We start from the raw sequence: 11,682 nt of genomic DNA on the forward strand, positions 1-11,682 counted from the left end.
GCGTAACTGACGAAAAACGGGCCGGCTGCAGATTGCAGCCGGCCCGTTTTGCGTCGGGTGATGTAGATCAGGCTGTCTGGGCGCAGGCTTTGACCGGACGCGGACCGGCCATGCATGGCGCTTTGCCCAGCGGCAGGATGACGCGGCCGTGCTGGTGGTTCACGATACGGGCGGCCGAGCCATAGAAGCCCAGGATCGAGGTCAGTAGTTCTGCCACCCCTGCCAGCAGGTGCGATGTATGCGGGGCAATGCCGAAGCTGACGCCGACCAGACCGATAAACAGGAAGTCGATCGCGACAAAGGTCAGGAATAGCGACATCGAGGTGGTGGCTGCACCTATGGTCAGATAAATGCTCAGGATCAGGTAGCCGACAAAGGCGATGCCCAGTTGGTTGGGGTCATAGGTCTGCTGCAGCGCGCTGCCAAAGCTGCCGCCCTGGATCAGCCAGACCATGCCCATGGCCAGCCAGAAGAAGCCGTAGGCGCCAAAGGCGGTCATGCCCAGCATATTGGGTTTGTCGGCATCGAGCTTGCAGGCCATGAGTTGCAGTAGCGCGCCGAGGAAGCAGGCCCATGGCAGCAGGCCGGCAGTGCCGCTGGTGAGGCCTAATTTCTGGCTGGAGGCAACCAGGGTGACCAAGGCCAGGCCGAACAGGCCCATGGCGGTGGGGTCGACGCGGGCGGGGGTATTTTTGTCCATATCTGTTTTCCGGTTGGTGCGCGGGTAAATTTTTGACCGGCGAATGTACCGCAGCCCCTGCCCGCGGTAAACGCAAAACCCCCCGTTTTTGATAGGAAATCGCCAATATTCTTGTAGGCTAAGTTGTTGTATTTATATGGTTTACGTCTTTGTCGTTGTTGAGTGTTTTTGCATGGATGGCAGCGATGACTGGCCCGGTGGAATGCCATGGGGTCGTGCAGCGGGCAGCAAGCCATGCCCCGGATTAAAGAGGCATGGCCAAAACAGGCGCGGATCGGCTTAGGGCGCCAGGCGGACGCGCTGCCAGAGTGCATCGCTGCCCAGCGTATATTGCACGCGGTCGTGCAGGCGGCTGGGGCGGCCCTGCCAGAATTCGATGCGGTCGGCGACGACGGCGTAACCGCCCCAGTGCGGCGGGCGCGGTACGCCTAGCGGAAACTTGACGCCGAACATTGCCGCCCGTTTGACCAGCTCGGCTTTGGAGGCGATTTCACTGCTCTGCTCCGAGGCCCAGGCGCCCAGACGGCTGGTGTAGGGGCGGCTGGCGAAATAGGCGTCGGATACTTCGGGCGCGACCCGCGCGACCTTGCCTTCGATGCGCACCTGACGCTCAAGCTCGGGCCAGAAAAAGGTCAGCGCGATCCACGGGTGGGCATCCAGCTGCTGGCCCTTGCGGCTGGCGTAGTTGGTGTAAAACAGAAACTGGCCTTGCTCTACGCCCTTGAGCAGTACGATGCGGCTGCTGGGGCGGCCATCGCTGCCGACGCTGGCGATATGCATGGCGGTCGGCTCCAGCACTTGGGCGGCAATGGCTTCTTGCAGCCAGCTCTCGAATTGGGCGACCGGATCGGGCAGGCAGTCTTGGGGCGAGAGTTCTTTTTTTGCGTAATCCTGACGGATGTCGGCGAGATTGAGCGGCATGGCGTTCTCCTTTTGCTGCATGATAGCGCCAGTAGGGCACGCTGCGTTCGCCGGCCGGCGGCTGTTGTCACCGGAAATTCCTGCACATTGTCGTATCAGCTCTCGTCCGGCTCATGGCATTTACGTTAAAATGCCGCTTTTATCCTGCGGCTTTCCGCTTCATGCAACTCGTTGCCTTTGGCCTTAACCACCTGTCTGCCCCCATCTCTATCCGTGAAAAGTTCGCTTTTCCGGCCGAGGTGTTGCCTGCGGCCTTGACCAGTCTGGTCGATTCGCAGGCCGCCAAAGAGGTCGCCATTGTCTCGACTTGCAACCGCACGGAAATCTATTGCAATAGCAAGGACCCGGCGGCGGCCTTGCTGTGGCTGGCACGCTATCACGACGTGTCGCTGGATATGCTCCGGCCCTATCTGTACCAGCTGGATGCACCGGCCGCTGCGCGCCACGCTTTTCGTGTTGCCTCGGGGCTGGACTCCATGGTGCTGGGCGAGACGCAGATTCTGGGCCAGCTCAAGGATGCGGTGCGTGCCGCCGAAAGTAGCGGCACGCTGGGTATCTTGCTCAATACCCTGTTCCAGAAGAGTTTTGCCGTGGCCAAGGAAGTGCGCAGCCAGACCGGGGTGGGTGCCAATTCGGTGTCGATGGCGGCGGCGGCGGTGAAGCTGGCGGAACAAATCTTTCCGACCATAGGCGAGCTGAAGGTGCTGTTTATCGGCGCCGGTGAAATGATAGAGCTGGTGGCGACGCATTTTGCCGCCCGTAGCCCGCGCCAGATTACGATTGCCAACCGAACGCTGGCTCGCGGGCGCGAGCTGGCCTGCCGCCTGCCGGGGCAGGTGGACGCGGTGACGCTGGCCGAATTGCCGCAGCTGCTGGCGCAATACGATGTGGTGGTGAGCTCGACTGCCAGCCAGCTGCCCATTATCGGCAAGGGTCTGGTCGAGCGTGCACTCAAGGCGCGCCGCCATCGGCCCATCTTTATGCTGGACTTGGCGGTGCCGCGTGATATCGAGGCCGAAGTGGCCGAGCTTGACGATGTGTTCCTGTATTCGGTGGATGATATTGCCGGTATCGTCGAAGTCGGACGCGAGGCCAGGCAGCAGGCTGCCGACGAAGCCGAAACCATTATCCATTCACGGGTGGACGAGTTTGCCGACTGGTTGCGCCAGCGCGAGCGCGTGCCCTTGATCCGTGGCCTGCGCGACAATGCCGAGCAGCAAAGACAGCTTGCGCTCAAAGTGGCGATGAAACAGCTGGCGCGTGGCGAAGCGCCCGAAGTTGTGCTCGACATGCTGTCGCAGCAACTGACCAATAAACTGATGCACCCGCCGACCCGGGCCCTGTCCGGCGGCAAGGGGGCAGACCATGACGCGCTGGCCGATGCGGTAGTGCGTCTTTACCGATTACACCCGGAGCCGTAATGAAACCGTCGATTGCAGCCAAACTGACCCAGTTGGCCGAGCGACTCGAAGAAGTGACCCACCTGTTGGCCAGCGAGAATGCGACGGCCAATATGGATCAGTTCCGAAAGTTGACCCGCGAGCACGCCGATCTGACCCCGGTGGTTGAGACTTTCGCGGCCTACCAGCAGTGCGAGCAGGATATTGCCGACGCCGGCGAAATGCTGTCCGATCCTGAAATGAAGGAATTTGCCCAGGCCGAGATCGAGGATGGCAAGACCAGATTGGAGGCGCTGGAGATCGCGCTGCAAAAGCTGCTGCTGCCCAAGGACCCGAACGACGACAAGAATATCTTCCTAGAGATCCGTGCCGGCACCGGCGGCGATGAGGCGGCGCTGTTCGCCGGCGACCTGTTGCGCATGTATACCCGCTACGCCGAGCGCAACCGCTGGCAGGTCGAAGTGGTGTCTGCTTCCGAGTCCGACCTTGGCGGTTATCGCGAGGTAATCGTGCGCCTGATCGGACAGGGGGCATTTTCACGCCTGAAGTTCGAGTCCGGCGCCCACCGCGTGCAGCGCGTGCCGGCAACCGAAACCCAGGGCCGCATCCACACTTCGGCCTGTACCGTGGCGGTGATGCCGGAAGCGGACGAAATCGCCCAAGTGGTGCTCAATCCGGCCGATCTGCGTATCGATACCTACCGCGCGTCCGGTGCCGGCGGCCAGCACATCAACAAGACCGACTCGGCAGTGCGCATTACCCACCTGCCCAGCGGCATCGTGGCCGAGTGCCAGGATGGCCGCTCGCAGCATGCCAACAAGGCCAGTGCCATGCAGGTGCTGGCGGCACGCATCTACGATATCCAGTTGCGTGCGCAGCAGCAAAAAGAGGCGGCCGAGCGCAAGAGCCTGGTCGGCTCCGGCGACCGCTCCGAACGCATCCGTACCTACAACTACCCGCAGGGTCGCATCACCGACCACCGCATTAATCTGACGCTCTACAAGCTGGACCAGATCATGGATGGCGACCTGAGCGATATGACCGATGGCTTGCTGGCCGAACATCAGGCCGAATTGCTCGCCGCGCTGGCAGACTAAATACACGCTAGCCCGCGATGCTCAAAGCCGCCTCATGGCGGCTTTGTTGTGTCTTGCACCAGGGTTCAATATATTGAAATTAAATATATTTAACCATATAATATAATATGGGAAAACCTGAAATAAGGAGAATCTAGATGCAAAAAAATATCGGCAATACCGAGCGCGTCATCCGTGTCGTTGTCGGCCTCGCCATCACCAGCCTCGCCTTTGTCGGGCCGGCAAGTCCGTGGGCATTTCTGGGTCTGGTGCCGGTAGCAACCGGGCTTATCGGCTGGTGTCCGCCTTATGCCATGTTCGGGATTAATACCTGCAAAAAGGGTTGAGCCCTATTCCACAAACAGCCGGCGCATGCCGGCTTTTCCTTGTTCAGCACCCGCCTTGCAGGAGCTTGATCCGAACGGTAAATCCGCCATCTGCCTCATCGACAAAGTCCAGCGTGCCGCCGTGCTGGTTGACGATGCGGGTGACAATGGCGAGCCCCAGCCCGCTGCCGCCATCGGTGCCGCGGTGTGCTGCCAGTCGCTCGAAGGGGGCGAGTGCCGCCTCGCGCAGCTCGGGGGCAATGCCGCTGCCGTGGTCGGTGACGCACAGGCAGGCATAAGCGCCTTGCTGTTGCAGGCGGATGCGAAATGGTGGCTGGCCGTAACGGCGTGCATTTTCCAGCAGATTGGACAGCAGGCGTTCCAGTGCCAGCGCATCGCCGTTGATCTCTACGCCTTCCGCTAAATCCAGCGTAATCGCCATGCCGTTGCGGGTAAAACGTGTCGCGACGCTGTCGGTGAGCTCGCTCAGCGCAGTCGGGCTGAGCGGGCGGGTTTCGCTGGCGCGGGCGAAGTCGGAAAACTGGCTGACGATGCGCGATAGCTCGTCGATATCGTCCAGCATGTCGTGCTGGTCGGGGCTGGCTTCCTGCATTTCCAGCAGCAGCTTGAGCCGGGTGAGCGGCGTGCGCAGATCATGTGACAGGCCGGCCAGCATCAGCCGGCGCTCGCGGGCCGTTTCGTCCAGACTGTGGCTCATCTGGTTGAAGTGTTCGGCCAGACTGCGGATTTCGCGTGCGCCACTGGCCGGTAGCGGCAAGGGCGTACGGCCACGCCCCAGCTCGCGTACTGCTGCCGACAGGCGTAACAAGGGCTTGCTGGTTTGCCAGGCAAAGCCGAAAGCCAGAAGCATGGCCAGCAACGAGGCCAGTAGCGAGGCCAGCAACAAAGAGCTTACAGGCCGTTCGCTATAGCGCCCCAGAGGCATCACCAGCCAATAGTCCTGATCCAGCACATGCACCGGCAGCCACATTTCGCGCCGGCCATCAAGCCTGCGCAGGCGGATATCTATTTTTTCGCCTAATGCCACCGACAGGCGCTGAGCCAGTGTTTGGGTCATGGGAGTCGTCTGATCGCGAAAATCAAGACCGGTATCGGCCGTGGTGGGCAGCAATTGCGGGAAATCGGGGCGGTTGCTGGCCTGCAGATAGGCGTCACGCTCATCGGCACTCATGCCGTCCAGTGCACCTTCTGCGCTGGCCAGCGTATCGAGCACCTCGTTATACAGCTGCTCGCTGATCAGGCGGTGGCGCTCGACCGAAGCCAGCCACAGGGTGATGCCCTGTGTGAGCAGTACCGCGGTAATCACCAGCAAAATCAGGCGCGACAGCAGCGAGAGCGAGGGCCAGCGGCGTATCTTCATGCGTCTGCAATGCCATCCGGTACGAAGACATAACCGTAGCCCCATACGGTCTGGATATGGCGTGTTTTGTCGTCGTTGCGGTCAAGTGCCTTTCTGAGGCGCGAGATATGCACATCTATGCTGCGGTCCATCGATTCGCCGTTGCCTTTTCCCAGTGCCATTTCCATTAATTGCTCGCGTGTCAGCGGCCGGCGCGGATGGCGTGCCAGCACTGCCAGTACCGCGTATTCGGCACTGGTGAGGGTGATGCCCTGTCCCTGATAGCTCAGCTCGCGCTGGCCCAGATTGAGGGTGAAGTTACCGAAGCCAATCTGCTCTTGTGCACTATGGCTGGCGTTGAGAGCGGGGGTAGCATGATGGCGGCGCAGTACCGACTGGATGCGTGCCGTTAGCTCGCGCGGGTTGAAAGGCTTGGCCAGATAGTCGTCGGCGCCCATTTCCAGACCCAGAATACGGTCGATGTCTTCGCCGCGGGCCGTGAGCATGATGACCGGGATGTTTTCGCCGGCAGCCCGCAGCCGCCGTACCACGGCCAGACCATCCTCCCCCGGCATCATCACGTCGAGCACGATCAGGTCGGGACGGTTGCGCGCCAGCTTGCGTTCGAGCTCGCGTGCATCCGGCAAGGTATCGGCGATAAATCCCTGCTGGGTCAGAAAGCGCGACAACAGCTCACGCAGCTTGGTGTCGTCATCGACGACCAGAATCTTGCAGTTTTCCATGAAGCAAGCTTAACGCGTTCGCCCGCACAGGTCAGCCATGGCGTGAGTAAGTGTTAAGTATGGGCCTTGGCTTTACATTCCTTAACACTCATGGCCGGTCTATGCATGTTTGCGCAATACCTTGGGCCTAGACTGGTCATCGTCAATACCAAACAGGACACGAGACATCATGAAAAAGACCCTATCCCTCAGTCTGCTATCCCTTGCTTTGCTGGCCGGCAGCGCCTTTGCGGCAGATGCGGCGCAACCGGCAGGCCAAGTTCATGGCGGCAAGCATAGCGCCATGCGTGCAGATATCCTGTCCGGGGCGCTGACCGATGCCGAGCTGAAAACCCTGCAGGCCGAGCGTAGCGCCCTGCGTGCGCGTCATCAGGCATTGAAGCAGTCGGGCCAGCCTTTGAGCGAGGCGGCGCGTGCCGAGCTTGGCACGATGCGTCAGCAGTTCAAGGCCACGGCGGCCGCACTGGCAGCCAATGATGTGCGTGGCCCGGCGCGCACGGCCATGCCGGCAGGCTGGGGTGATGGCAAACGCGGCAAAGCACGCCTGCAGATGCCGGCTAATCTGACACCGGCACAGCAGCAAGCCTGGCAGCAGGAACGGGCGGCAATGCGCAGCAAAATGCAGGCCGCACGCGCTGATGGGGTGATTTCGGATAGTGAACGCACCGAATTACATGGTCTGCGCACAGAAATGCATAATAAATACCATCCGGCCGTAGCGGCCAAATAACAGGATATAAGCCCGGACGGTGACACGGTGCGCTGCCGGGCGCTAGAATCCGATCATGAAATTCATCCTTATCCTGTTGCTGGCAAGCTGTCTTGGCATGCCAGCCATTGCCGGCTCCCATCCAGACAAGGAGCGAGGTGCTGGCATGCAGGATACGCATCGCTTGCGTGAATTACGCTTGCGTCAGGCGCTGAAGAACGGGGATATCAGTCCGCGGGAAGCCGAAAGTATGCGTCTGGAACGCAGGCAACAGCGTGACAAGCGTAGTGAAAACCGGCGGCAGCAGCGCGAGGCCCGTGTAAAGGGCGAGGGCGAAACCCCGCACAAATTCTGGCGCGACAAGCGCCGGCAGAGCCAGCGTGGTGCATCACCCGATGACTGATGCGGTGCGTGTATGGCGCGTGCTGAACGGGCATTTGGACATGCTATCGTGAGCAGTGTCTATCTGGTCCGGGGTAAATAATGCGCTGTTTTGTGCTGGCATGTGTTCTGGCGATGACAAGCACGCTGGCCATCGCGGCTGGCGATTGCCGTTTGAGTCAGGCGCCTCAGCGCTGCGAGGTCTTGCGCGCGGGGCAGGCATCTTGTCTGGATGTACCGCCCGCGCAGTTGCGTGCCTGCCAGAACGACTTCACACCGGAAACCAGTTGCCGCCGCCAGCGCGATGTCCCGCGCTGTGAGGCTTTGCGGGCGGCGCAAAGTGAATGTGACACGCTATCGGGTCAAGCACGCCGGCTATGCGTACAAGCGCAGCTTCCCGCCAGCGACTGTACGCGTGCGCAGGACAAAGCGCGCTGTACGCGTCGCAGCGAGGCGGAGGCTGCTTGTGTCGGCCTGTTTGGTGCCGAGCAGCGTGCATGTGTCAGCCGCCGCTTCGCATTAGACTAGCTTGTGCCCGTTTTAGCTGCGGGCCGGCTTGCTGCCAAAGGGACCGATTTCGGCTGACGGGTCGACAGGCAGGCGTCCGCTTTCTATGGCGCGGCGGAAGGCATCGTAGTCGGATTCGACCTGATCGGCGTACAGTATGGAATATTGCGCCATCGAATCGGCAAACTTCCCTGAATTCCCCAGATAACCGGCAATCATTGCGGCTTGGCCGCTGGATTTGGCGTGGGCTCGCGCCAGTGTCCAGGCGCAGGCTTGGGCGTATGCCCTGAGTGTTTCGGTATCGAAGCTTTCCAGTTGTGCCGAAGCCTTCATGTCGCGCAACTGGCGCACATAAAAGTCGCGCCCGGCAGGACCGGTGGTCCAGCCTAAAAACAGGTCGCTTGCCGCCTGCATCACCCGCTGGCCGAAGACCACACGCTTGCCCTGATGGCCATGGGTACAAGGCTGGGTAAAGCGTTCCAGCACTGATGGGCGAGCTTCTTTCAGTTGCAGGAACAGTGGCTGGTCATAGTCGTCTTGCAGCAGGATGACCAGGCAACGGGTGCCCACACTGCCAACCCCCACCACCTTGAATGCCATATCGACGATGCGGAAGCGTCTCACTAGCTGTGCGCGATCTTCTTTCAGGGTGGTCAGATACTGTTCCATCATCGGCTTGATCAGGGTCGGACTATCCGGCGTGGCCAGCCACTGGTCGTCTTCCGGCAGCAGGGTGTTGGCTTCATGCAGGTGGAACAGCGTAGGCGGGGTGTCCTTGAGGCGCAGTGTGACACCATCGTCGGCCGTGATCTTGGGTAGCAGCCGCAAGTGGGTACGGTTGCGTGCCCGTTCGCCTATTTTTTCCAGTGTCTGGCGCAATTGGTCCGAGGGCGCGCTGGCGCACAGCTGGTCGTAGGAAACCTTGCTATACCAGACATCCATCTGGCTCATGCGGGCATATTCATGCATGCGCCGGCGATAGGTGCCGGTTGCCGCTTGGACAATGCCGCGCGCCGCTTGGTCGCTGATACCCAGCGTGCGGGCCGCCAGGATCAGGCTGACATTCAGACGCTTGATATCCCATTCCCATGGTGCCTGATGGGTTTCGTCGAAATCACAGATATCAAATAGCAGATTGCGTTCGGGCGAGGCAAAAAAGCCGTAATTCATCAGGTGGGCATCACCGCAGGCCTGCACCGTGATGCCGGAGTGTGGCTGGCTGGCGAGATCCGCCGCCTGTACCAGTGCAAGACCGCGGAAAAAGGAAAACGGCGACGCGGCCATACGTGCGTAGCGTAGCGGTACCAGCGCCGGCACGCGTCCAGCACTGGTCGCCTCGACCAGTGCCACCGGGTCGCGCTCGCTGGCGAGCGAGCAGAGCGCCTGACTGGTACGCGAACATAGCAGGCGGCGCGCCTGACCTGCGGCCAGTAGTTCTTCGAAGCGGGGATGTTGTTTGGATGGCATGATGCGACTCGGGCGATAGGGCTTGCTGTTGATTTTACGCGGCTTGAGCGCCGTGCGTAGTGACAAGTGTGTGCCGGAGCAGATTTTCTGCTCTGCGGCCTGTCTCGCTGGCACTCCTCTGCTGCCCGGGTTTTTCCGGTTTGCTGTCGTGAGTTAGCGACGATGGCAAGGAGGTATTATGCCACTTTAATGGCCGCCTTGCCCTGTCTACGGCCTTCTGCTCTGCTTGTTGGGCAGGATATCCACATGCCTGGCGTGTCGCCGAATCCACGATAGGAATTCAGGCACAAATCCTGTGCAGTGCACTATCGGCCCTTGCGGATGCGAGCAGGGAGTGCATCCAAAATGTTTTTCTTGGCTTATACCGTTATGCAAAAAGGTTTTTTGTTTCCGATTCAGGCTAATAATTTATAAAAATGGTTCGATAATTAGCGTTTATTTTCAAATCATTGCAGTTGCTGCATGGGGTGTAATGGGCACTGGCCGTGTGCCTTTTTTACACAGTAAATACCTGAACCATCCACAAAGTTACCCACAGGGCTGCCGTGTCGTTGTGGTCACAGGGAAAGGGGGAGAATGGGCTGGTTTCTATATGTATTGGAATGTCGGGGCGGCAGTCTGTATACCGGCATCAGCCGGAATGTAGCGCAGCGTTTTGCGGCCCACCAGAAGGGAAAAGGCGCACGTTATACCCGCATGTATCCACCCGAGCGGATAGCACTGGTGCTCGCTTTTCCCGATAAATCTGCGGCTTTGAGCGCCGAGCATGCGCTTAAGTCCATGACCACGATGGCCAAGCGCAGCTTCATCGCCGAGCACGGGATGTTGCAATCTGCTTCACCCTGCGGCACGGGCATGCCAGAATCGGCAGATTCTGACCGACCCGGTATCTGACCATGGCGCTGCAATTTGAAGTTATACCCGTGACTCCGTTCGAGCAAAATGCCACCTTGTTGTGGTGTGATGTGACCCGGCGTGCTGCCGTGGTGGATGCCGGCGGCGATCTGCCGCGCATTCATGTGCGCATTGCCGCCCATGGCCTGACGGTAGACAAGCTGTTGCTGACGCATGGGCATATCGACCACGCTGGCGGTGCCGCCGAGCTTGCCGGCGAACTGGGTGTCGCGATTGAGGGGCCGCATCAGGCCGAATCGTTCTGGCTGGATCAATTGCCGCAGCAAGGCAAGATGTTTGGTTTTGCACCGAGTGCGCCGCTGACGCCGGCGCGCTGGTTGGCAGAGGGTGACCGGGTGAGTGTAGGCGAGGAAATGCTGGAAGTTATCCACTGCCCTGGCCACACGCCCGGCCATGTGGTGTTCTATAGCGCCAGTGCAGGTCTGCTGATTGCTGGTGATGTGTTGTTTGCCGGCTCCATTGGCCGTACCGATTTTCCCATGGGCAACCATCAGCAGCTGATTACCGCCATTCGCAGCAAGCTGTTTGCCTTGCCTGACGAGACGGTGGTGCTGCCGGGCCATGGGCCGCTGACGACATTGGGTGAGGAAAAGCGCCACAATCCGTTTGTGGCCGATCCGCGTTTCGGCTGATGTCGCCGGAATTCAGTGTGCGGGTGCAGGCCATCGTGCGCGCTATTCCCGCGGGACGGGTGTGTACTTATGGCCATATTGCTGAACTTGCCGGCTTCCCGCGTCATGCCCGTCATGTTGGCCGACTGCTGGCCGGGATGGAAGATGTGCCGTGGCAGCGGGTGGTCGGTGCCGGCGGCCGGATTGCCCGCGCCGGGTCTGAGGCTGCCGACTGGCAGCGGCTATTGCTGGAGCATGAGGGGGTCTCGTTCTGCCGCAATGGGCTGGTGGATATGTTGCAATGTGGCTGGACGACACTGTAAACAGTTTATTGGCAATGCTTTCATGCATGACATTTTCAAGCCAATTTGCATTAAATTGTCGTTATCTACTGTTAAAATGCAAAAATTTGGCGATTTCCCTGTTGAGCTATATTCTGCGCGCTTCACGCACGGATTCCGCGTGGTTTTCTTTCTGCTTACAGGATATTCAATGTCTATTCGCTCCCTTATCGCGCTGGGCTGTGCATTGGCCGCCCCGGCTGCCCTTGCTTCCAATGACTGGTC

The 11,682-nt window shown here is 60.1% G+C and carries 15 protein-coding genes; 10 read left to right on the top strand and 5 right to left on the bottom strand.

Annotated elements, in window-relative coordinates; translation table 11 throughout:
- Positions 1-67: 67 nt before the first annotated feature.
- Complete coding sequence (locus tag ACRC1E_RS09610) at positions 68-700, bottom strand: acetate uptake transporter (RefSeq protein WP_438514876.1); 633 nt, start codon at positions 698-700, stop codon at positions 68-70.
- Positions 701-979: 279 nt separating this feature from the next.
- Positions 980-1,621, bottom strand: coding sequence for a pyridoxamine 5'-phosphate oxidase (pdxH, locus tag ACRC1E_RS09615; RefSeq protein ID WP_438514877.1), 642 nt, complete (start codon positions 1,619-1,621; stop codon positions 980-982).
- Positions 1,622-1,782: 161 nt separating this feature from the next.
- Here pdxH and hemA point away from each other — a divergent pair, with 161 nt between their 5' ends.
- From hemA to ACRC1E_RS09630, 3 genes are all read left to right on the top strand, one after another.
- Positions 1,783-3,042: a glutamyl-tRNA reductase gene (hemA, locus tag ACRC1E_RS09620; RefSeq protein ID WP_438514878.1), complete on the top strand. Its 1,260-nt coding sequence runs from the start codon at positions 1,783-1,785 to the stop codon at positions 3,040-3,042.
- Positions 3,042-4,118: a peptide chain release factor 1 gene (gene prfA, locus ACRC1E_RS09625; protein ID WP_438514879.1), complete on the top strand. Its 1,077-nt coding sequence runs from the start codon at positions 3,042-3,044 to the stop codon at positions 4,116-4,118. Before hemA ends, prfA begins: the two co-directional genes overlap by 1 nt.
- A gap of 137 nt (positions 4,119-4,255) precedes the next feature.
- Entirely contained in the window at positions 4,256-4,444 is a 189-nt protein-coding gene (locus ACRC1E_RS09630) for a YgaP family membrane protein (RefSeq protein ID WP_438514880.1), read from the top strand.
- 43 nt (positions 4,445-4,487) lie between these two features.
- Here ACRC1E_RS09630 and ACRC1E_RS09635 read toward each other — a convergent pair whose 3' ends face one another.
- Both ACRC1E_RS09635 and ACRC1E_RS09640 read right to left on the bottom strand, forming a co-directional pair.
- A complete protein-coding gene (locus tag ACRC1E_RS09635) occupies positions 4,488-5,804 on the bottom strand; it encodes an ATP-binding protein (RefSeq protein WP_438514881.1) in 1,317 nt (438 codons plus the stop codon).
- On the bottom strand, positions 5,801-6,526 hold the full coding sequence (locus ACRC1E_RS09640) for a response regulator (RefSeq protein WP_438514882.1): 726 nt from the start codon (positions 6,524-6,526) through the stop codon (positions 5,801-5,803). Before ACRC1E_RS09640 ends, ACRC1E_RS09635 begins: the two co-directional genes overlap by 4 nt.
- 169 nt (positions 6,527-6,695) lie before the next feature.
- On the opposite strand from ACRC1E_RS09640, the gene ACRC1E_RS09645 reads away from it, so the two are divergent.
- The 3 genes from ACRC1E_RS09645 (at position 6,696) to ACRC1E_RS09655 (ending at position 8,144) form a co-directional block, all read left to right on the top strand.
- Positions 6,696-7,256 carry a hypothetical protein gene (locus ACRC1E_RS09645; protein WP_438514883.1) on the top strand — a complete coding sequence of 187 codons (561 nt, stop codon included), beginning with the start codon at positions 6,696-6,698 and terminating at the stop codon, positions 7,254-7,256.
- Between the two features lie 55 nt (positions 7,257-7,311).
- Positions 7,312-7,638: a hypothetical protein gene (locus ACRC1E_RS09650; RefSeq protein WP_438514884.1), complete on the top strand. Its 327-nt coding sequence runs from the start codon at positions 7,312-7,314 to the stop codon at positions 7,636-7,638.
- A gap of 80 nt (positions 7,639-7,718) precedes the next feature.
- Positions 7,719-8,144 carry a hypothetical protein gene (locus ACRC1E_RS09655; RefSeq protein WP_438514885.1) on the top strand — a complete coding sequence of 142 codons (426 nt, stop codon included), beginning with the start codon at positions 7,719-7,721 and terminating at the stop codon, positions 8,142-8,144.
- A gap of 12 nt (positions 8,145-8,156) precedes the next feature.
- On the opposite strand, the gene ACRC1E_RS09660 is transcribed toward ACRC1E_RS09655, so the two are convergent.
- A complete protein-coding gene (locus ACRC1E_RS09660) occupies positions 8,157-9,656 on the bottom strand; it encodes a DUF2252 domain-containing protein (RefSeq protein WP_438514887.1) in 1,500 nt (499 codons plus the stop codon).
- Positions 9,657-10,166: 510 nt separating this feature from the next.
- Between ACRC1E_RS09660 and ACRC1E_RS09665 the strand changes: the two genes are divergently transcribed.
- The 4 genes from ACRC1E_RS09665 to ACRC1E_RS09680 all read left to right on the top strand — a co-directional run.
- Entirely contained in the window at positions 10,167-10,484 is a 318-nt protein-coding gene (locus tag ACRC1E_RS09665) for a GIY-YIG nuclease family protein (RefSeq protein ID WP_438514888.1), read from the top strand.
- Positions 10,485-10,486: 2 nt separating this feature from the next.
- Positions 10,487-11,137, top strand: a complete 651-nt coding sequence (locus ACRC1E_RS09670; RefSeq protein WP_438514889.1) for an MBL fold metallo-hydrolase — start codon at positions 10,487-10,489, stop codon at positions 11,135-11,137.
- Positions 11,137-11,439 (top strand): MGMT family protein, encoded by a 303-nt coding sequence (locus ACRC1E_RS09675; RefSeq protein ID WP_438514890.1) that lies wholly within the window; start codon positions 11,137-11,139, stop codon positions 11,437-11,439. The genes ACRC1E_RS09670 and ACRC1E_RS09675 overlap by 1 nt, the downstream gene beginning before the upstream one ends.
- Before the next feature lie 22 nt (positions 11,440-11,461).
- Positions 11,462-11,682 (top strand): hypothetical protein (locus ACRC1E_RS09680; protein ID WP_438514891.1); only part of this gene is annotated, 221 nt, incomplete at its 3' end.

This window comes from Craterilacuibacter sp., from assembly GCF_051659485.1.
In the GTDB taxonomy this organism is placed as follows: Bacteria; Pseudomonadota; Gammaproteobacteria; order Burkholderiales; family Chromobacteriaceae; genus Craterilacuibacter.

Coding starts and splice junctions, on each gene's coding strand:
- ACRC1E_RS09610 (WP_438514876.1), bottom strand. CDS start 700: ATGGACAAAAATACCCCCGCCCGCGTCGACCCCACCGCCATGGGCCTG.
- pdxH (WP_438514877.1), bottom strand. CDS start 1,621: ATGCCGCTCAATCTCGCCGACATCCGTCAGGATTACGCAAAAAAAGAA.
- hemA (WP_438514878.1), top strand. CDS start 1,783: ATGCAACTCGTTGCCTTTGGCCTTAACCACCTGTCTGCCCCCATCTCT.
- prfA (WP_438514879.1), top strand. CDS start 3,042: ATGAAACCGTCGATTGCAGCCAAACTGACCCAGTTGGCCGAGCGACTC.
- ACRC1E_RS09630 (WP_438514880.1), top strand. CDS start 4,256: ATGCAAAAAAATATCGGCAATACCGAGCGCGTCATCCGTGTCGTTGTC.
- ACRC1E_RS09635 (WP_438514881.1), bottom strand. CDS start 5,804: ATGAAGATACGCCGCTGGCCCTCGCTCTCGCTGCTGTCGCGCCTGATT.
- ACRC1E_RS09640 (WP_438514882.1), bottom strand. CDS start 6,526: ATGGAAAACTGCAAGATTCTGGTCGTCGATGACGACACCAAGCTGCGT.
- ACRC1E_RS09645 (WP_438514883.1), top strand. CDS start 6,696: ATGAAAAAGACCCTATCCCTCAGTCTGCTATCCCTTGCTTTGCTGGCC.
- ACRC1E_RS09650 (WP_438514884.1), top strand. CDS start 7,312: ATGAAATTCATCCTTATCCTGTTGCTGGCAAGCTGTCTTGGCATGCCA.
- ACRC1E_RS09655 (WP_438514885.1), top strand. CDS start 7,719: ATGCGCTGTTTTGTGCTGGCATGTGTTCTGGCGATGACAAGCACGCTG.
- ACRC1E_RS09665 (WP_438514888.1), top strand. CDS start 10,167: ATGGGCTGGTTTCTATATGTATTGGAATGTCGGGGCGGCAGTCTGTAT.
- ACRC1E_RS09670 (WP_438514889.1), top strand. CDS start 10,487: ATGGCGCTGCAATTTGAAGTTATACCCGTGACTCCGTTCGAGCAAAAT.
- ACRC1E_RS09675 (WP_438514890.1), top strand. CDS start 11,137: ATGTCGCCGGAATTCAGTGTGCGGGTGCAGGCCATCGTGCGCGCTATT.